Source organism: Mesorhizobium sp. Root695, assembly GCF_001428185.1.
Lineage (GTDB): Bacteria > Pseudomonadota > Alphaproteobacteria > Rhizobiales > Rhizobiaceae > Mesorhizobium.
This window is the reverse complement of record NZ_LMHO01000010.1, coordinates 78210-97309: the sequence shown is the minus strand read 5'-3', so window position 1 is coordinate 97309 and position 19100 is coordinate 78210. Positions and strand designations below refer to the sequence as shown.

General features: G+C 63.6%; 20 protein-coding genes. 12 read left to right on the top strand and 8 right to left on the bottom strand.

Annotated features, from left to right (window positions below; genetic code table 11):
• Nucleotides 1-14: 14 nt before the first annotated feature.
• Nucleotides 15-1052: a phosphatidylglycerol lysyltransferase domain-containing protein gene (locus ASD99_RS11910; RefSeq protein ID WP_057143785.1), complete on the bottom strand. Its 1038-nt coding sequence runs from the start codon at nucleotides 1050-1052 to the stop codon at nucleotides 15-17.
• Nucleotides 1053-1401: 349 nt separating this feature from the next.
• On the opposite strand from ASD99_RS11910, the gene ASD99_RS11905 reads away from it, so the two are divergent.
• The 3 genes from ASD99_RS11905 to ASD99_RS11895 all read left to right on the top strand — a co-directional run bounded on the left by ASD99_RS11905 (nucleotide 1402) and on the right by ASD99_RS11895 (nucleotide 3844).
• Entirely contained in the window at nucleotides 1402-2598 is a 1197-nt protein-coding gene (locus tag ASD99_RS11905) for a flavin-containing monooxygenase (RefSeq protein ID WP_056585472.1), read from the top strand.
• An 83-nt stretch (nucleotides 2599-2681) separates the two neighbouring features.
• Nucleotides 2682-3167, top strand: a complete 486-nt coding sequence (locus ASD99_RS11900) for a MarR family winged helix-turn-helix transcriptional regulator (protein ID WP_082583254.1) — start codon at nucleotides 2682-2684, stop codon at nucleotides 3165-3167.
• Nucleotides 3164-3844, top strand: a complete 681-nt coding sequence (locus tag ASD99_RS11895; RefSeq protein WP_057143784.1) for a GNAT family N-acetyltransferase — start codon at nucleotides 3164-3166, stop codon at nucleotides 3842-3844. The genes ASD99_RS11900 and ASD99_RS11895 overlap by 4 nt, the downstream gene beginning before the upstream one ends.
• A gap of 19 nt (nucleotides 3845-3863) precedes the next feature.
• Here the strand turns inward: ASD99_RS11895 and ASD99_RS11890 are convergent, their stop codons facing one another.
• Nucleotides 3864-4088 (bottom strand): hypothetical protein, encoded by a 225-nt coding sequence (locus tag ASD99_RS11890; protein WP_013528677.1) that lies wholly within the window; start codon nucleotides 4086-4088, stop codon nucleotides 3864-3866.
• A gap of 137 nt (nucleotides 4089-4225) precedes the next feature.
• Nucleotides 4226-6229, bottom strand: coding sequence for a PhoX family protein (locus tag ASD99_RS11885; RefSeq protein ID WP_057143783.1), 2004 nt, complete (start codon nucleotides 6227-6229; stop codon nucleotides 4226-4228).
• Nucleotides 6230-6963: 734 nt separating this feature from the next.
• On the opposite strand from ASD99_RS11885, the gene ASD99_RS11875 reads away from it, so the two are divergent.
• Complete coding sequence (locus tag ASD99_RS11875) at nucleotides 6964-7464, top strand: hypothetical protein (RefSeq protein WP_057143781.1); 501 nt, start codon at nucleotides 6964-6966, stop codon at nucleotides 7462-7464.
• Between the two features lie 134 nt (nucleotides 7465-7598).
• Here ASD99_RS11875 and ASD99_RS11870 read toward each other — a convergent pair whose 3' ends face one another.
• Both ASD99_RS11870 and ASD99_RS11865 read right to left on the bottom strand, forming a co-directional pair.
• A complete protein-coding gene (locus ASD99_RS11870; protein ID WP_056585461.1) occupies nucleotides 7599-8261 on the bottom strand; it encodes a LuxR C-terminal-related transcriptional regulator in 663 nt (220 codons plus the stop codon).
• Nucleotides 8258-9649, bottom strand: a complete 1392-nt coding sequence (locus ASD99_RS11865; protein WP_056585460.1) for a sensor histidine kinase — start codon at nucleotides 9647-9649, stop codon at nucleotides 8258-8260. The genes ASD99_RS11870 and ASD99_RS11865 overlap by 4 nt, the downstream gene beginning before the upstream one ends.
• Nucleotides 9650-9819: 170 nt before the next feature.
• Between ASD99_RS11865 and ASD99_RS11860 the strand changes: the two genes are divergently transcribed.
• The 4 genes from ASD99_RS11860 (at nucleotide 9820) to ASD99_RS11840 (ending at nucleotide 12895) form a co-directional block, all read left to right on the top strand.
• Nucleotides 9820-10161, top strand: a complete 342-nt coding sequence (locus ASD99_RS11860; protein WP_056585458.1) for a hypothetical protein — start codon at nucleotides 9820-9822, stop codon at nucleotides 10159-10161.
• 15 nt (nucleotides 10162-10176) lie between these two features.
• Nucleotides 10177-10896, top strand: a complete 720-nt coding sequence (locus ASD99_RS11855; protein ID WP_056585456.1) for a phosphatase PAP2 family protein — start codon at nucleotides 10177-10179, stop codon at nucleotides 10894-10896.
• A 229-nt stretch (nucleotides 10897-11125) separates the two neighbouring features.
• On the top strand, nucleotides 11126-11377 hold the full coding sequence (locus tag ASD99_RS11845; RefSeq protein ID WP_244497706.1) for a hypothetical protein: 252 nt from the start codon (nucleotides 11126-11128) through the stop codon (nucleotides 11375-11377).
• A gap of 141 nt (nucleotides 11378-11518) precedes the next feature.
• The gene (locus tag ASD99_RS11840) at nucleotides 11519-12895 is read left to right on the top strand and encodes an adenylate/guanylate cyclase domain-containing protein (RefSeq protein WP_057143779.1); all 1377 of its coding nucleotides are present in this window, start codon (nucleotides 11519-11521) and stop codon (nucleotides 12893-12895) included.
• Nucleotides 12896-12982: 87 nt separating this feature from the next.
• Here the strand turns inward: ASD99_RS11840 and ASD99_RS11835 are convergent, their stop codons facing one another.
• From ASD99_RS11835 to ASD99_RS11825, 3 genes are read right to left on the bottom strand one after another with little or no spacing between them, the layout of a single operon-like run.
• Nucleotides 12983-13810 (bottom strand): lipo-like protein, encoded by an 828-nt coding sequence (locus ASD99_RS11835; protein ID WP_057143778.1) that lies wholly within the window; start codon nucleotides 13808-13810, stop codon nucleotides 12983-12985.
• 50 nt (nucleotides 13811-13860) lie between these two features.
• Nucleotides 13861-14799, bottom strand: a complete 939-nt coding sequence (locus ASD99_RS11830) for a CHAD domain-containing protein (protein WP_057143777.1) — start codon at nucleotides 14797-14799, stop codon at nucleotides 13861-13863.
• The gene (locus ASD99_RS11825; RefSeq protein WP_056585444.1) at nucleotides 14796-15269 is read right to left on the bottom strand and encodes a CYTH domain-containing protein; all 474 of its coding nucleotides are present in this window, start codon (nucleotides 15267-15269) and stop codon (nucleotides 14796-14798) included. Before ASD99_RS11825 ends, ASD99_RS11830 begins: the two co-directional genes overlap by 4 nt.
• A 104-nt stretch (nucleotides 15270-15373) precedes the next feature.
• Between ASD99_RS11825 and ASD99_RS11820 the strand changes: the two genes are divergently transcribed.
• Genes ASD99_RS11820 through ASD99_RS11805 form a run of 4 tightly spaced genes read left to right on the top strand, consistent with a single transcriptional unit; the run spans nucleotide 15374 to nucleotide 19078 of the window.
• Nucleotides 15374-16078, top strand: a complete 705-nt coding sequence (locus tag ASD99_RS11820; RefSeq protein ID WP_057143776.1) for a CerR family C-terminal domain-containing protein — start codon at nucleotides 15374-15376, stop codon at nucleotides 16076-16078.
• Nucleotides 16075-17028, top strand: a complete 954-nt coding sequence (locus ASD99_RS11815; RefSeq protein ID WP_057143775.1) for an HlyD family secretion protein — start codon at nucleotides 16075-16077, stop codon at nucleotides 17026-17028. Before ASD99_RS11820 ends, ASD99_RS11815 begins: the two co-directional genes overlap by 4 nt.
• Complete coding sequence (locus tag ASD99_RS11810; RefSeq protein WP_057143774.1) at nucleotides 17025-17945, top strand: ABC transporter ATP-binding protein; 921 nt, start codon at nucleotides 17025-17027, stop codon at nucleotides 17943-17945. The genes ASD99_RS11815 and ASD99_RS11810 overlap by 4 nt, the downstream gene beginning before the upstream one ends.
• Complete coding sequence (locus ASD99_RS11805) at nucleotides 17942-19078, top strand: ABC transporter permease (protein WP_056585434.1); 1137 nt, start codon at nucleotides 17942-17944, stop codon at nucleotides 19076-19078. Before ASD99_RS11810 ends, ASD99_RS11805 begins: the two co-directional genes overlap by 4 nt.
• Nucleotides 19079-19100 lie beyond the last annotated feature (22 nt).

Genomic DNA, 19100 nt, shown 5'->3' with positions numbered 1-19100 from the left:
GTCTGTAGGCCACCTCAAATCGCCTTGACCAGCCGCAGTAGCCCCAGCATCTCGACATACGTCCCTTTGCGGAAGGCGATGTAGACCGGCTCCTCGACACCATGGAAGCGGCGCTTGAATGCAGCCTGGCCCTGCAGGTTGAACCTGCGCCGGTTGACCCATGGCGAGTCGTAGGCGCGCTGGAAGGTGTTGCGCCAGAAATCGCTTTCGGAAAAGCCGCTTGGGTCGATGTCGACGAGCGGCGACAGGCCGAGCGTGACAGCCGAGATGCCCTCTTCGCGAAAACGGTCGACGGCGAATTTGGTCAGGCCGATTTCGGCATGCGGCGAGGCATCGATGTGCTTGCGCTTGAAGGCGGTGGTGTAGCCGATGACCTTGCCGTCGGCAAACAGCGGATCGAAGTCAAGCAAAGCGACCAGCTCGCCATCGGGGCCATGCAGCACGAAACGGCGCATGTCGATGCCGAGATGATCGGCGAACGGGCGGTTGAGAAAGCCCATCTCCCAGCGCTTGACGATGCGGTCGCCGCGCCAGTTTTGGGAAAGCCGGGCGATCTCGTCGAGGTGGATCGTGCGCCTGTCCTCTTCGAACGAAAAGCCCTTCTTCAACAGCCAGCGCTCGGAGTAGCGCACGGTTTCGTTGCGCTTCCCGGAAAAATCATGCTCAGGCAGGGCGAGACGGGTGTCGATACCGAAGCGATTGACCTTGTAGCCGAGCCCGGCCAGCACGCGTGCGGTCTCCTCGCCGATCTGCACGAACCACGGGCTGCCGGCGGCCTCGACGAAGCGTCTGATATAGTCGACTCGATGCGCAGGAGCCGCCACCGGATCGCCGAGCGCGAAATGATGCTTCATCTTGGTGCCGAAGGCGATGTAGCCGTCGGCGTCGCCGAAGTAGGAAAGCTTGTTCTGCACGGCGGTGGAGTAGGCAAGCGAGAAGTCGCCATGGCGGCGAACAAGCGCCAGGCGTTCGACATGGGTCAGCGCCTGCCGCTCGACCTTGGGCGCGGCGCCCTCAAGGACTTTGTCGAAATAGATCCGCAAGGAGGGCATGGTCGAGATTCCGCGTGCCGGCTACAACGCCGCGCGTCCAGGACGCGCAAAGGTGCTGTATCACTTTGATTCTGCGCATGGCTTTGAAAATCGAACGCGATTTCGGGCATGCGCGTGGGGGATAACAGAGACCCGCCAGCCCCCCAGGGCCTCGAATCAATCACATTGCCGCGACCTGATTACCGTTGATATCGCGCATATGCCATATAGAGCGCAACCGCGGTACAGTGGCTCGAAAATCGCATGGCCCGAAAATCGGCGGCGGCTTGCGGGTATGGGTCCTGCGCGGGATCAAACGGTTACATCGTCATGCGAGCCTTGTGGGCGGTCGAATGGGATTCGAGAGTGAATGACTGATACGACAATCAGATCGGTTGCGGACCTGCCGATAACGGTGGAGCCGGCAATCGTCGTCGGCGCCGGCGCTGCAGGTCTGGCTGTCGCGCATGCCTTGATGAACGCAGGCGTTCCGACGGCGATCCTGGAAAAGGAAAGCCGGCTGGCCGAACCCTGGCACCGGCGGCACCAGCAGCTGCGTCTCAACACCCACCGCGATCTTTCTTCGTTGCCTGGTCTCGCCTATCCCCCGGGCACCCCTGCCTTTCCGCAAAGGATGGTCGTCATCCGCCATATGAATGATTTCAGGGAGGAGAACCGGCTGCCGGTGCAGTTTGGCGTCGCCGTCGAAGAAATCACCTTCAACGGCGATCATTGGGTGCTGCGGACCAGCGCGGGGCCGCGCCTGGCCCGCAATGTCGTCATCGCCACCGGCCGCGACAGGCAGCCTTTCACTCCCGAATGGAAAGGCATGAAGGATTTCGCCGGCCGCATCATCCATTCGGCGGATTTCGGCGACGCGCAGGACTATGCGGGCCAAAAAGTGCTGGTCGTCGGCGCCGGCAATTCGGGCTTCGACGCGCTCAATCACCTGGCCGACATAGACACGGCCGCCATCTGGCTGTCGGCCCGCAACGGCCCCGCCCTCCTGCCCAAGCGGATCGCCAAGATCGCCGTGCATCGGCTCTCGCCGTTCATGGCGCGCTTGCCCTTGAGGGTCGCCGATGTGGTGATGGCGGCAACGCAGCGCCTGGTTTTTGGCGACCTGACCAAATTCGGCATGCCGCCTGCGCCGTCGGGGGGCGCCAGCCGCCTGACCTCGGACTATACCGCGATCGCCGCCGACGATGGCGCCGTTCACGCCATCAAGACCGGCAAGATCACCGTCGTGCCGGCCATACGGGAATTCACCCGCGACGGCGTGATCCTGGCCAATGGCAGCCTGATCGACCCCGACATCGTCATCGCCGCGACAGGCTATCGCACCGGGCTGGAGCCGATGGTCGGCAAGCTCGGCGTGCTCGACAGCAAGGGCGTTCCACTCTTCAACGGCGGGCAAGCCGTTCCGAAACTGCCCGGCCTATGGTTTACCGGCATGCGGCCAAGCATCCGCGGCTGCTTCGCCAATGCCGGCATCCTGGCCAAGGCGATCGCAAAACGGATCGCAGCTTCCGCTGGCGTGTCCCACCGATCCGGTGCTTCACGCTGATTTGACCGGAGACGCCGGAACGCCGGCTTGATCCGTTATTTGCCATGTTATATAACATGTTATCATTTATTGGCAGGCCGATCATGGAAGACGTCATACGATCTCTTGGCTACCTCTGCCTGGGCAGCAGGTTGAAGCGCATTGGCGAGCAGTTGCAGGCCGACGCGCAGCGTCTGCTCGACGGCTTGGAGGTTCCACTTCAATCGAGTCAGTACCCGCTGCTTGCAGCACTCGACAAACTGGGACCCTTGGCTGTCGGCGAACTGGCGCGATCGCTGGGGCTGACACAGCCGGGTGTGACAAGAAGCGTGTCGCTTTTGGCCGAACTGGGGCTGGTCGAAGCCATCCAGTCGGATGGTGACCAGCGGCGGCGGGTGGTCTCGCTGTCTGGGAGAGGTCAACGCCTGGTCGATGTCGCCAAGCGGGACGTGTGGCCGCGCATAGAGAGCGCCGTTGCGGATTTGTGCCGGGATCTTTCAGGGCCGCTTCTCGATCAACTCGCTGCCATCGAGGACGGTCTGGCTGCGGCCCCGCTCGATCGCCGCGTCAAAGAAGGCGCCAGGCAATGAAACATGTTCTTGATCGCCCCGTCTGGAGCGCGCTGGAGACGAGGCATCAGGCCTTCGCGCAAGGTGGCAAGCTTGCCAGGCGCTATTCACCGTCAATCGCGCTCTTTGCCGCGACCGCTACCGACGATGCCGAAAGCCTGCGGGCGTTCGGGAAGCTTGTATCCTTGGGCGAGAGCGTGATCATGGCTCAGGCCGATGCCATTGCGCTGCCAGTCGGCCTGTCGGCGATGTCGACTGCCACTGCCGTGCAGATGATTGCCGAGGCGCCGTTGCAGACCGTGTCGGACGAGCGTGTGCAACGTCTGACGCAAGAGGATGCGGCCGGGATGCTGGCCTTGGCGTCACTCACCAAACCCGGCCCGTTCACATCAGGGGCGCTGAGCCTCGGCGACTTCTGGGGTGTGAAAATCAAGGGCCGGCTGGTGGCGATGGCCGGCGAGCGCATGAAGCAACCCGGCTATAGCGAACTCAGCGGCGTCTGTTCGCACCCGGAATTCCGTGGCCTCGGCCTCGGCCGGCTGCTGTCGCTGTTCGTGGCAAACCAGATTTTTGCACGGGGCGAGATACCGTACCTCCACGCCTATGCCGCAAACACTGCTGCCATAGGATTGTACGAGTCCATCGGCTTCCGATTCAGAAGCATGATCAATGTGGCCGTGGTTCAGCGGGCTGAATAAGATAAGCCGCCGCCGGGCTTCACGCCGATTTCGGCTCGAGCCGCCGGAACCCGACGGCCTCCATCAACATGTCCTCTTCGACCATGCCGGCATTGTGCAGGGCTAGCAGGTTAAGCGCGATTTCGCGCGCATCGGCGGAATCGGGATGCGCTTCGCGCCGCCGGCAGGCCTCATCGAACACGCGCTGCAGCTTGGCTATATCGGCTGGCTTGAGCAAGCCACGGTCATAGACGGACTTCGACACGGCGATCTCCTGGTAAAGACCTAGGGCGCCACGTTTAAATTGCCAATCTTTCCCGAGGCTTGAGTGATTTCACGAAAAAGGGAGGGGCTTCGGGTCACCGAAGTCCCTCCCTTGAGATTGCAAACCAGCGCCGGATATCAGACCGCGATCTTGCCGCCACCCTGTTTGGTGATGGCGACCACCGACGGCCGCACCGGCATGTCGGGCTTGAAGTCGGGCCAGCGTGTCGACAGGTCCTCATAGTAGGACGGGCGGCCGAACGCCTCCCAGTCCTCGCCGCCGTCGCCCGGATGCTGGACGGCGACGAAGGCGGTCTGGTCGTCGGGCGCAAACAGCGGGCCGCACATTTCGGCGCCGATCGACACGCGGAAGAACAGTTTCGAGGTCGCCCGCGCCGACCCTTCGGTGTCCACTGCCCACAGGCCATCGGTGCGGCCGGTGGCTTTCGGACCCTGGCCGTCGGTGGCGACCCACAGGCGACCGGCCGAATCGACAGCGCAATTGTCGGGCATGCCGAACCAGCCATTGGCCGTCGTTGCCGTCGAGAAGGTGGCGCCGACATCGGCCACCGAAGGATCGCCGCATTTCAAAAGCACTTCCCACTTGCCCTTGGCGGCAGTGAAATCGCCACCGTCCTCCGATATCTCGATGATATGGCCGAAGGCGTTTTCGGCGCGCGGGTTGGCGGCATCGATCTGATCGGCCTTGCGCTTGGAATTGTTGGTCAGCATGACATAGACCTTGCCGTTGACGGCATTGGGCTGGATGTCTTCCGGGCGGTCCATCTTGGTGGCGCCGAGCAGGTCGGCGGCGCGGCGTGTTTCGATCAGCACGTCGGCCTGGCCAGCGAAGCCGTTTTCAGCCGTCAGCGGCCCCTGGCCGAAGACAATCGGCAGCCATTCGACCGTGCCGTCCTCGGCGAACTTGGCGACATGCAGCGTGCCGTCGTCGAGCAGGTCCTTGTTGGCGGCATGGTCGTTCGGATTGAACGCGGCCTTGGTAACGAACTTGTAGACATAGTCGAAGCGCTCGTCGTCGCCGAGATAGAAGACGACGCGGCCGTCCTTGGCGACGATCGATTCGGCGCCTTCATGCTTGAAGCGGCCCATGGCGGTGCGCTTCCTCGGCGTCGAGGTCGGATCGTTGACATCAACCTCGACGATCCAGCCGAAGCGGTTGGCCTCGTTGGGCTCCTTGGCGAGGTCGAAACGGTCGTAATGCGCCGCCCATTCATAGGCGCCTTCGGGAATGCCGAGGCGCTTGTAGTTGGCGGCTTCCTTGTGACCTTCCGGCAAGCCGCCGGAGAAATAGCCGTGGATGTTTTCCTCAGCCATCACATAGGTGCCCCAGGGCGTGACGCCGCCGGCGCAGTTGTTGAATGTGCCGAAAACCTTGGTGCCGGATGGATCGGCATTGGTCTTGACGCGGTCATGGCCGGCGACCGGGCCGGACAGCACCATTTCGGTGTTGGAGGTGATGCGGCGATTGAGCTTGCCGTCGCGCACCACCTGCCATTTACCAGCGTCCTTGCGGATCTCGACGATGGTGCCGCCATGGGCTGCCATCTCGACATCGACCTGCTCCTTCGAAAGGGGTGCGACTTCTGCCGACTTCTTGCCGTCCTTTTCGACGATCTTGACGATGCCCGGGAACATCAGATGCGGGTTGGTGTATTCGTGGTTGACCACCAGCAGGCCGTGTTCGGCCGAACCGTCGATCGGGAGATAGCCGACATAGTCGTTGTTGTAGCCGAACTGCCTGGACTGCGCCTGCGCCGACTGTTTCGTCGGGTCGAAGTCCGGCGAATCGGCAAACAGCGGGTCGCCCCAGCGCAACAGCACATCGGCGTCGTAGCCCGCCGCGACATGATGCTTGTCGTCGATGCCAGCCTCCAGCTCGCCGAACGCGAAGGCCGAGCCTTCCGCGGCCCGGGCTTCGTCGGCGCTGACAAGCGCCAGCGGGCTCACGGTGGCGGCGATGGCCGAGACGGCCAGCGAGCCCTTCAGGAACCCGCGGCGCGAAAACCGCGCGGCGATGATCTCGCCCATGGTGCGGTTGTCCGTGGGGTTGGTGGCCGGGCCGTCGTTTTCCTCGAGCAGGCTGGTGCGGAATCGGGCGTCGGGGGAGCGATGGTCAGTCATGGTGGCTTGCCTCTGGCTGCGTGGATGGCTGGAGCATGGGTAGCTGTTTGACCCTTATAATCGCCGGATCACATTTTCGTGACATCAAGAGGTCTTTCAGACGCAACAGTCACTGCATGCACCGTTGGCCGGCATTCTCGGAGTTGCCGCAAGGCGCATGCCAGGGAAGGCGGCGGCGGGAATGGCGACGGCAGCAGCACAAACGCGGCGATGATGGCGGCAACTGTGGCGCCGTCAATGTGGCAACCGGCGACAGGATCGAAGTGGACGGCAACAAGACCGAGCATCCCTACCGCACCAGAAAGACGGCACCTGGGAAGCGATCGAGAACGGTCGGTTCGAGATGAAGGAGCCCCTCGGCCGCGCCATCGTCGAACGCCCGGCGCCGGCGGACGATATCAGTCGTCTTCAGGCCTTGTGAAACAGGTCAACCAAGCAAAGGCCAGCGTTACAAGTCACCTCCGCCGCCCCCGGCGGAGGTGACTTGATGTCCGGCGTCTCCGTCGTCAGGTATCGGGAAAGCCAGTCTCCCGTTCAGCGATGGTTGTCGCGGCGCCGTTCATACAAAGCTAATATAGCACAAGCCCAGGACTTTAGTCCAATCTTGCGCTTGCAAAGGTCCTGGGTGACAACCGCAACGGTCGGAGGTCGCTTCCGGGAACCACGTCTTTCAGCGATGTTGGTTGCTGCTGCGACGTTGAGGGTGGGCGCCGGCTCAATCGACGGAGATCAGAATGCGCAGATCGGTCACGACCCGTTGTTGCCGGCTGGCGCTCAGATCGGCGGCCGCGCTGGCGCTGACCATCGCTCCCTATCAGATTGTCCTCCACGGCTCCGCTCCCGGGATCTATGCCGCCAGCGCACAGGCGGGCAAGGGCGGCAATGGCGGCGGCAACAGCGGTGGTGGAAACGGCAACGGTGGCGGAAACAGCAGCGGCGGCAATTCCGGCAACAGCAGCGGCGGCAACAGCGGCAATAGCAGCGGGAATGGCAACAGCGGTAACGCCGGCAAATCGGGATCCAACAGGGGCAAGAGCGGCAACAGCGCGAGTCATGTCAATGCCGTGACCGGTGACAAGGTCGACGTGACAGGCAACAAGATCACGGTCCGGCATCCCGACGGCATAACGGAAGAGATCGAGAACGGTCGTTTCAGGATGGAGGATGCACTCGGGCGCACGATCATCGACCGCCGGGTCACGCCGGCCGATGTCGGCCGCCTCAAGGCCTTGTGAAGCTTGCCAACAGGCAACGGTCGGCTTCACGTGTCACCTCCGCCGCCCCCCGGCGGAGGTGACCTCGTTTTGGCCCGGCGCCGCGATGACTGAAGCCCCTGGAACGGTTCCGGTTTTGTAGATGCGCTGAACTGTTAAGGATGGTTCCTGTCGCGGTCGCGCGCCTCACGCATCATCAAGGCTGCTTCGGTACGGTTTCGCACATTGAGTTTCGACAGCACGCCGGTCATATGATGCTTGACGGTCTTCTCCTGAAGCTCCAGCCGCAAGGCGACTTCCTTGTTGCTCAGCCCCTCAGCCACCAGCCGCAGGATTTCCGTCTGCCGCTCGGTGAGTTGGCGCAGCCGGTCCGCTATGGCGTTGGCGGGTTTCTGGGACTGGAGATCCGAAAGCAGCCGGGCCGACAGCGTCGGCGAAAGATAGCTCTCGCCAGCCGCCACGTTGCGCAGGATGTCGGCAAGCGCGCGCGATCCGATACCTTTTAGGACATAGCCGCGCACCCCTGCGTTCAGGGCTGTGGTCACATCGGCATTGGCCTCCGAGACGGTCAGCATGACGATCTTCTGGGCGGGATGGTTGGCGAGGATGCCTGCAACCGCGGCCAGACCGCCGCCCGGCATGGAGATGTCGAGCAGCAATATGTCGGGCCGCACCGTCGAGGCGATGCGTTCGGCATCCTGCGCCGTTGCACCCTCGCCAGCCATCTCGAAACCTCCGATCTCCGACAGGCTGCGCGTCACACCTTCGCGAAAGAGGGGATGATCGTCGACAATGGCGATGCGAATGACATCAGTCATGCTTGCTCCTCAACCGATAGACGGATCACCAATCGCGTGCCTTGCGGCCCGGTCAAGGTTTCGAACTGGCCACCAATGCTTTCGACCCGCTCTCTGAGACCGGCGAGCCCGAGGCCCTCGACCTGTGCCGGATCGAAGCCTGGCCCGGCGTCCGATACTTCAACACAAAGCCTGCCACCTTTCATCCCGGCACTCACCGCTTGATCCTTGCCTCGCCCGTGGCGGTAGGCGTTGTTCAGCCCTTCCTGCACAAAACGATAGATGCTGATCTTCTCGGAGGCCCCGGGCTCCGGCAACTGTCCGGCCAGCGTGAGTGTCACCGACGTTCCCGTCCTCAGTTCGTGTTCGTTGACGGCCAGCCGCAGAATGTCCGGCGCGGCAGCCGTCTCTATCTGCGGCAGGACGAGGCCGGTGCAGATACCGCGTATTTCGCGTAGCGCATCCTCCAGCGTCTTGCGGATCATCGCGACCTCGGTCGAGCGGCTTTCGCCCGAATGGCCGTCGCCGGAAAATATCGGACTGTCCATGCGCAGTGCCGCCAGGGCCACGAGTTGGGCCGGGCCGTCATGGAGGTCGGCGCCGATACGGCGCAAATATCTTTCGTTGAGCGCGGTGGCGCGGCGGGAGGCCCGCTGCACGCGCATTCGCAGGGCGCTGTTTTGCGTCACCAGACCCTGCAGCTCCGACACCTGGCGGCGTAGCGCCCCGCGCTGATCGTCGATGGTGCGGCTGCCGCGAAGGACGATGCCCGACAGGAGCAGGAATGCCGCCAGGGTCGCGCCGGCCACGATCAGCCAGCTAGACCACAGAGCGGAAGCCAGGGTGGCTTTGAACTCGTCGGCGATCTCGTAGAATTCGGTCACCGCCACCACTTCGCCGGACCAGGGCTCGCGCACGGGATTGTAGATCTCCAGCAAAGGCACGCCGAACGCCTCTTCCTTGCTTTCGGTCTCGTCGAACGTGTCGAGCTGGGCGGCGACATTGCCCTGGAAGGCAGAGCGCAGGCCGCTGCTCGGTTCGAAACGGCGGCCTATCAGCTCCGTCTCCTTCGCATAGAGAACCGTGCCGTCGCGGCTCCAGAGCCTGAACGAGACGAGGCGCTTGCCGAGCGCGCCCTGGCCCAGCGTCTCGTCGAGCGCCTGCTTGACGGAGTCGCTGAGCTCCTGGTCCTTGCGCAGGTCGGGAAGCAGCGGCGCAATCACACTGTCGACATAAAGGGCCGTCGTGGCGGCTGAATTGCGGATGACGCCCTCCCGGATCTGCGCCGTCACCCAGGCGCCCACCACCAGCATGACGGCCAGCAGGCCAAAGCCGCCGGCAACGACGAATTGCAGGGCAAGAGAAAGTTCGCTCCAGCGTCGCACCAGGTTTTGCAGAATGCGTATCATGAACCCCTGACCGCCCTTGAATCGACAGACGGGGCGATATCCGCACATTGACCCTCCCTCTTGCCGTTGCCAAGAGCTACGTTTGATCGAGGTCGCTTGACGTCCCGGCGCGCTTCGGAAACAACGTCCGCGACACACGCGGCCGATGCCGCTTCGAGAGGGGACGGGCGTTGAGTTTTTCGGGATTGCTGCAGCTTGGCTTTTCGACTGTCATTTTCCTGCTGGCGGCGACGGCGGCCAAGCAATGGGGCCTGGCGCCGAGCCTGGGCAAGATCCTGCTGACGCTGGCGCTCTATTCGCTGGGCAATCTGATCATGCTGCGGCTGATCCGCGAGTTCGGCATGTCGGTGTCGTTCAGCCTGTCGGCCGTCATCCAGCTGGTCTCGGTGAATGTCGTCGCGCTGGTGTTCTTCGGCGAGCGCGTCAACGCGCTGCAGGCGACCGGCATCATGCTGGCGATCGCCGCCGTGGCGCTGATCACACTCGGACCCTATCTGCAAGGCCGGTTGTAACGGGTGAATTTGCCGATGAAGAACGCCGCGAACGCGCTGCTCAACCGGGTCGAATTCCCGGTCCTGCTGGCCGGCCTGGTCATCGCCGCCGGCCTTTGGGGCTTCGAGGAGCTGATGGAGGTGGCGCGGGCCACCACGCCGCACGCCTTCGACACCGAAATCCTGCTCGCCTTCCGCAAGGCGGGCCAGCCCGACAGCCCGATCGGCCCGCTCTGGCTGGAAGGAGCGATGCGCGATATCACCAGCCTCGGCAGCGGCAGCGTGCTGGTGCTGATCACGGCGGCGGTAATCGTCTATCTCCTGCTCATTCGCAGGCTGGCAACCGCCCTTTTCATCTTCGTGGCGGTTGCCGGTGGTCAGGTGCTGTCGAGCCTGCTGAAAGCCGGCATCGACCGGCCGCGCCCCGAACTCGTCTCGCATCTCGTCAACGAAACGACGCTGTCTTTTCCGAGCGGCCACGCCATGCTGTCGGCAGTGACCTATCTGACGCTCGGCGCGCTGGCAGCGCGCTTCCTGCCGGGGCGAACGACGAAGATCTATGTGCTGTCGCTGGCGGTGATGACGACGCTGCTGGTCGGCATCAGCCGCATCTATCTGGGTGTGCACTGGCCGTCGGATGTGCTGGCCGGCTGGTGCGCCGGCTTCGTCTGGGCGATGCTTTGCTGGCTCACTGCCCGGGCGTGGCAGCGATGGCGCGGTCAGCGCCTGAACGGCGACAGCGAGACCGGAGATTAGATTAGCCGGTTAATCAGCCCGTGCCCGCAACCCGCCAACAGCAAAACCGCCGACAGCAAGGCTGCCGACGTCATCAAAGCCCTGGAAATCTTCAACTGCTTACCCCCCTGTCGATGCTGAAAAGGGAAGGCTGCGTCGATATCTTCCCGGCAATACCAGTCTAGCATGCCTGTCTTGCTCCCCGCCATCCGGTTTCACGAGAGGGCACATGTGTCATATATGCATTATGATGGTTGAAACGTCGGAGACGGCGGAGATGGTGCGGCGCGAGACGCAGGAGCTGGCCGACCGCGCCAAACTGCTGGCCCATCACGACCAGCAGTCGACGCCGGAGGTTGGGCTGGTCGGCTACAAATGGACGTTTGCCTTTGGCGCGACGCCATTTCCGGCGATCATGCCGATCGGCCCACACCCGCGCGATGCCGGCGCGTTCGATCGGCCCGCCGCTCCTGCAAGGGGACGCCGCCCGTTACCGGCCTGACACGGCCAAATGATCTTTTATCCGGACATTCTTGCTCTTTGCAGCCGCGGTTCAAAAATGAAATCACATTCATGATAGGATTCGCGCACTGATTTGCCAGACTGTAGAGGGCGGGTTTGCCGAAGAAATCGAAGTGATCCTATGTCGACCGCGCCAACACTTGAACTTCGCCGCTATTCGCGCCTGAAAAATTTGCGGGCGCGTGCAGAACGCCAGGGTGCTGCATTGCAGTTCTGGGCCCGTACGGCTTCGCTCGCTGTGATCTCCTGCTTCTTTTCATTGATCAGCCGCTGGGATGCTTCGCTGCTCTTCGTGCTGGCGGGCCTCGTGCTGTTCCAGCTCGTCGGCCTGATCCAGTTTCTCTTTGCGCGCCGCCGCACGGCGCGATGGTGGATCGGCTACGTCGTCGGTACGCTGGACATCATTCTGTTGACCGTCCTGCTGGTAATGCCCAACCCGTTTTCCCTGGAGGTCGCGCCGGCCGCAATGCAACTGCGCGAGGGCAGCTTCAAATTCTTGCTGATTTTCGTATGCCTTGGCGCGCTGACCCTTTCGACACGATTGGCGCTCTATCTCGGCGCGCTCGCGGCCTTGACATGGGCGATCGGGGTGGGATGGGTGATTTCTTATCCTGGAACCGTCATTCCGGCGACGAACCTCTATTCGCTGCCGATGACAGAGCGACTGAACCTCTATCTCAACCCCAATTTCGTCGATACATTTGCGCAGGCGACCAACGTGTTGGTTGTGCTGATTATCGGCGCGATCATGGCGCTGGTCGTCTATCGTTCCCGACTTCTGTCGGAAGACTACGTCAAGGCAGAGCGCGCCCGCGCCAATCTCGCCCGGCATTTTTCGCCCAATGTCGTCGACCAGCTCGCCACCGATGACGAGCCCTTCGGCCCGGTCCGCCGGCAGGATATCGCGGTGCTGTTCGCCGACATTGTCGGCTTCACACACTATTCCGAGGATCATCCGGCCGAAGCAGTGTTCGAACTTCTGCGTCAGTTCCACCGTCGCATGGAACAGGTCGTTTTCGATCACCATGGCACCGTCGATAACTATATCGGCGATTGCATCATGGCGACATTCGGGGTTCCGCAAGCCAGCCATGACGACGCGACGCGGGCCATCCAGTGCGCTGAAGCGATGGTCGCCGCTCTCGAAGACTGGAATGTACAGCGGGTGTCCAGGGGGTACCCGCCGCTGGACGTTCGGATCGGTGCACAATATGGAGCAGTGGTCATCGGCGCGGTCGGCAGCGAGCGCAATCTGTCCTTCGCGGTGGTGGGCGACACCGTCAACGTCGCCAGCCGTTTGCAGTCGCTATGCCGTGAGCTTCAGGCGAATATTTGCTTTGGGTCACGACTGATTGAGGCCGCGAAGGCGGAATCGCCCACGACACAGTCGAATGCGCGCGATCATGGACCGGTGAGCATCCGCGGCCGGGACGAACCGGTCCATGTCTGGGTAGAACACAGAGCCGGAAACCAGGGTGCTATTGCGGTTTCGGCGTGATACAGGCCGCCATGTGAAACGCCTGCATCTCGGCTGGATAGCGGTAGGCCGCGCCATAGGGACATGTCCTGACCAGGCCGAAAGCCATTACGCGTCTGAGGCGATTTCGCCAGCCTTTACGGCTGCGGCGTCTGTGCTTGCCTTGTCGTCCCAGACCATCTGCCGGTAGTCGAAACCATATTCCAGCGTCGGCTTGACGATGCGGAAATAGGGCGACAGGTCGAAATCGCGCGGTGTGTACAGCGAGTGGTGGCGGATGTGCAGGATTTCCTTGCGCGAGTAATTCGACTGCGCCGAAGCGCGGCCGGGCGCACGGGTGATCTCGGGCAGGATCGGATAGCGGATCTGGCCATAGGCCTCGGCGATCAGCGTCGAGCAGATCGCCCGTGTCGGGTCGCCGGAGCCGAAGGCCAGCATGCGGCGGCGCCAGCGCACCGGCACCGGCGGTGTCGGGAAGAAGAAACGCAGCATGTCGAAAATGTTCTTGAGGTCGTATTTCAGGCCGAGCTTGCCGATCATGAAGGCGACGACCCTGTCGCGATCCTCCGGCGCCAGCCCGCTCGCCCGGCAGATACGGGTGTTGTAGGTGCGATAGCGCGACAACGGCACGGCGACGCAGCCTTCGCCGAGCGTGACCTCGATCAGCCGCCGCCGTTCCGTTCCGTCTTCCTGTTCGGCCAGCGCATCGCCCACATAGAAGGCCGCATGCGACCAGGTCGACTGAGTCAGGTATTTGATCGCCGCCGAGATCTTCTGGTTGCCCTCGATCAGCAGGATGTCGCCGGGCTCAAGCGTGCGACGCAGCGTCTCGGCATCGGACGGCGTATAGGGCTCGTAGCCGGAAGATTCATCCTGCAGCCGGCCGGCAAGCCAGCGGCCAAGTCGATCCAGAAGCGTGTCGCCGGGCTTGGTCATGCCCCATGGCGATTAGCATAGGCGGGCGGCTGTGCGCCAGCCACACGTGGTCAGCTGGTGGTCGCCGCGGCCTCTTCCGGCGACGCAGCCAGATCGTCGCGCGCCTTGCGGGCCAGTTTGCGTGTCGAGCGTTTGGGACTGTCGCCGAACAGCTCGGCCGCCTCGGCAAGACAGCTCTTTTTCAGCTGCTTCTCCGACCGCTTCAGCAGCTTGGCCAGAAGCTTCGTGTCCTCGGGCGGCCCGAGCGGTCGGTCATCGGTTTCGAGCAGCGCGCGCATCACCAGCACATCGTGCAGGTCGCCCAGCCGCTCGCCCAGTTCGTCGACCGCCTTGCGCCTTGCCTTGATCGGCGTCGGCCACAGCCTGCCGAGCAGCGACAGATGCATGCCGTGGGTCTTGGCCGCCTTGCGCAGATCATGGAAATCATTGGCCTCGCCGCGCGACCCGGCCTTGTCCAGCGCCTTCCTGGCACGACGCAGCGTGGCACGGGCGCCTTCGGCAAGCACGTCGGCCGCCTGTTCCGGCTGGTCGGGCAAGGCAAGGCTTTCGATCCGCTTGAGGCCTTCCTCGCAAGCGGTGGTCGCCGCCCCGATCGCCGCTTCGAGCCCGCTGCCCTCGTGCAATTCATGCTGGCGCGCGATCAGCCTGTCGCGCGCCGCGCTTAGCCCGTCGTCGGCGCTCTCCTTGGGAGAACTTGCCGCCAGCCGGTCGATGGTCTCGATCAGCGCCGTCGCCTCGCGCGGTCCGGCAAGCAGGCCGGCCACGTTGCGATAGCACTGGTTTTCGGTCTCACAGAATGTTTCGTCCCCGGAACGAACCAGGCGAAGCAAGGCGCGCGCGTTCTTCAGCCGCTTGCGGCATTTGTGCAGCGCCTGTTCCGGCCGACTCCGCGCGGCGTCAAGATGATGGAGCGCCTTGCCGATCTCCTCGGCGAGGATACGCCTGACCTCGCCGGTCAGCGGCAGGCGCGGATCGATGCGAAAGCTCATGCGGCGATCTCCGGTATCCCCCCGAGGGCGAGCGACGCGTTGTAGAATTTCGGCTCACCGGTGACTTCACGGCCGAGCCAGTCAGGCAGCATTTCGTCCGGCACGTCCTCCGGTGTCTCAAGTTCAGCGACCACAAGTCCGGCAAGCGGTCCGCCAAAGACATCGACTTCATAGAGATAGCCGCGGTGCCTAACATGGTGACGTGTCTTCTCGATGACACGTCCGATGGCGAAACCCATCATCTCCACCGCCTCCGGCAGCGGGATCGGATATTCGAATTCGTCGCGCTCCCGCGCCTTGCTGCCGAACTTGAGCGTCAGCTTGGCGGACGTGCCATCGCTGATGCGCACGCGCACCGTGCGCCCCGGGCTGGCAGCAAGATAGAACTGGAGGATACGGATACGCGCCTCGGCCAAATCCCGCCATGCGGTGCCGGAGACCAGGAACTTGCGCTCTACTTCCTTGCCCATGGCCGCGCACTAAAGCGGTTGCCGTCGGCGATGGCAAGACAGTGGCATGCACAAGTTAGCGTTCGCGAATTGACTTTAATCAATCGTTTGATTAAATGCCTGATATGATCAAGCGGCCCGACACCAAAATCCTTCGCCGCGAAGCATCTCCCGCCGAGATGACGCGTGCGGCCCTCGTCCAGGCGGCGCTGAAACTGTTTGGGCGGCAGGGTTTTGACGGCACCTCGACGCGCGAGATCGCTGCCGAGGCGCAAGCCAATATCGGCTCGATCGCCTATCATTTCGGCGGCAAGGAGGGCCTTCGCACTGCTGCCGCCGACTTTATCGTCGAGACCATCCAGACGGTCGCCGGCCAGGCGCTCGGCAATGCGCAGGCGCCGATACCGGGCGGTCCGGAGGGGGCGCAAGCGCAGTTGTTCGCGGCGCTGGAGCGGATGGTCGGCTTTGTCGTGGCAAGCCCGCAGGCCGGCGAGATCGTGCAGTTCGTATTGCGCGAGCTTTCCCATCCGACGGCAGCCCTCGACCGCATCTATGACGGTGTCTTCGAGCCGACGCATCGCCGGCTGTGCCAACTCTGGGAACAGGCGACCGGCGAGCCGGCCGAAAGTGAGGCCACAAGGCTCACCGTGTTCACGCTGATCGGCCAGGTCATCTATTTCCGCATCGGCCGCGAGGCGGTGATGCGCCGCATGGGCTGGAACGACATCGGCGCAGCCGAGGCGGCCAAGGTGGTGGCGGCCACATCGGGCAATCTCGAGGCCATATTGGCTTCCAGAAAAGGGGCAGGGATAAAGGGGCAAAGACCATGAGCTTTCTGTGTTCGTTGCCGCTCGCCGCGCAGCTTTTCAGCGCCTGTGCCCCGGCTGCCCCGCTGGCCGTCGGCTATGTCGAAGGCGACTATGTGCTGCTGGCGCCGATCGAGGTGGCGCAGGTCGAGACCGTCGCGGTGAAGCGCGGCGACCGCGTGGTGCCCGGCATGACCGTGGTGACGCTGGAAAGTGCCGACGCGAAAATCGCGGTGGCGCAGGCGCAGGCCGGCCTTGCCCAGGCGCAGGCGCAATTGGCCGACCTGCAGATCGGCAAGCGGCCGGAAGAGATCGCCGTGCTGAAGGCCGAGGTCGACATGGCCAGCGCCCAGGCCGCCGACGCCAAGCGCAAATTCGACCGCGCCGCCGATCTGTTCAAGCGCGGCGCCGGCACGCAGGCTGATTTCGACACCGCGTCGGCCACACTGGAAACCGCAAACGCGCAGGTCGGCCAGGCCACCGCCAATCTCGCCGTCGGCGGCCTGCCGGCACGGCCGGAGACCATCAAGGCCGCCGACAACCAGGTCAAGCAGGCGCAAGCGACGCTGGAGCAGGCGCAGTGGCGGTTGTCGAAGCGGGTGCTGGCAGCCCCGTCGTCCGGCCGCGTCAACGACGTCATCCGCAATCCGGGCGACACCGCGGGTCCGACCGCGCCGGTCATTTCGATCCTGCCCGACGGCGCGGTGAAGCTCAGCGTCTACATTCCAGAGAGCGCCTTCTCCTCGGTCAAGGTCGGCACCTTGCTCGGCGTCCATTGCGACGGCTGCGGGCCGGATGTGAAGGCGCGCGTCAGCTACGTCTCGCCCGATCCCGAGTTCACACCACCGGTGATCTATTCCCTCGAGAACCGGCAGAAGCTGGTCTACCTGGTCGAGGCACGGCCGGAGCGCGATGCCGGCCCGCTGCAGCCGGGCCAGATCGTCGATGTCGATCTGGCGGGCAGCGCAAAATGAACGCCGTCGACGTCCATGGCCTGGTCAAGCGTTTTGGCGACAAGACCGTCGTCGACCATGTGACGATGACGGTCGCGGAAGGCGAGATCGTCGGCTTTCTCGGGCCCAACGGTTCGGGCAAGACCACCACCATCCGCATCATGTGCGGCCTGCTGACGCCCGACGAGGGCGAAGGCACGGTGCTCGGCTTCAACATCCGCACCGACAGCCTGCGCATCAAGCGCGAAGTCGGCTACATGACGCAGAAATTCTCGTTCTACGAGGATCTGACGATCGGCGAGAACCTAGAATTCGTGGCGCGGCTCTACCGGCTGAAGCCGATCGAAGAATATGTCGCCGGGACGCTTGAAGACCTCGGCCTGACCACGCGCCGCAACCAGCTGGCCGGCACCTTGTCGGGCGGCTGGAAGCAGCGGCTGGCGCTGGCCGCCTGCATCATGCACAAGCCGAAATTGCTGCTGCTCGACGAGCCGACGGCCGGTGTCGATCCGAAGGCGCGGCGCGAGTTCTGGGACGAGATCCATCGCCTTGCCAGCGGTGGGCTGACCGTGCTGGTCTCCACTCACTACATGGACGAGGCCGAGCGCTGCCACCGCATCAGCTACATCTCCTACGGCAAGATGCTGGCCACCGGCACCGTCGCCGAAGTGGTCAAGAATGCTGGTCTGACCACGTTCGTCGTGCAGGGCCCGCACCTAGATCGGGTCGCTGCGGAGCTTCACGGCCGCCCTGGCGTCGACCAGGTGGCGCCGTTCGGCGCGACGCTGCATGTCGTCGGCTCCGACAGGAAGAAGCTTGAGGCGGCACTCGCCGATGTCGAGAAGGAGCACAAGGGCGTGACGGTGACGCCCGGCGAAACCAGCCTCGAGGACGTCTTCATCCAGTTCATGTCTGGTTCGAAGGACAACATGGCATGAACAGCGTCTTTTCCTTCGCCCGGCTTGGCGCCCTGCTGATCAAGGAATTCATCCAGATGCGGCGCGACCGCATCACCTTCGCCATGATGCTGGGCGTGCCGCTGATGCAGCTGGTGCTGTTCGGCTACGCCATCAACAACGATCCGAAAAGCCTGCCGGCAGCACTCGTGGCGACCAGCAGCGACCCCTATACGCGCGCCATGGTCTCGGCGCTGCAGACCACCGGCTACTACCGCTTCGACCATGTCTCGCAAAGTGCTGCCGATGCGGAGTTCCTGATGTCGCGCGGCGATGTCGCCTTCGTCGTCACCATCCCCGCCGATTTCGCCCGGCGGGTCGAGCGGGGCGACAGTCCGCAGATCCTGATCGAGGCCGACGCCACCGACCCGGCCGTCGCCAGCGGCGCCATCTCGACGCTGAGCACCGTCGCCAGCCAGGCGCTGCTTCGGGCGCGCGGCATGCAGGAGGCCGCTGCCGAAGCTGCCAAGGGCCAGCTCGAAGTGGTGGTGCATCGGCGCTACAATCCCGAAGGCATCTCGCAATACAACATCGTGCCCGGCCTGCTCGGCGTCATCCTGCAGATGACGATGGTGATGATGACTTCGATCGCGCTGACACGCGAGACCGAACGCGGCACGATGGAAAACCTTTTGGCGATGCCGTCGAGCCCGCTCGAGATCATGCTCGGCAAGGTCCTGCCCTATCTGGCGGTCGGCGGCGTGCAGGTGGTGGTGGTGCTGGCGGCGGCCAAGCTTCTGTTCGCCATCCCCTTTACCGGATCGATGTCGCTGCTCTTGACCGCCGTGCTGATCTTCGTGCTGGCGCTGGTGCTGCTCGGCTACACGATCTCGACCATCGCTCGCACGCAGATGCAGGCGCTGCAGCTCACCTTCTTCTTCTTCCTGCCGTCGATCATGCTGTCCGGCTTCATGTTCCCCTATCGCGGCATGCCGGACTGGGCGCAGGTCTTCGGCGAGATCCTGCCGCTGACGCACTTCCTGCGCATCATCCGCGCGGTGATGCTGAAGGGCGCCGAACTGCCGGCGGTGGCAACGGAGATCGGCTGGCTGGTGGTGTTCGTGGCGTTGTTTGCCGGCGTCGCGCTGGTGCGGTTCAGGCGGACGCTGGATTAGGCGCCGGGCCTGTTTATTCGGT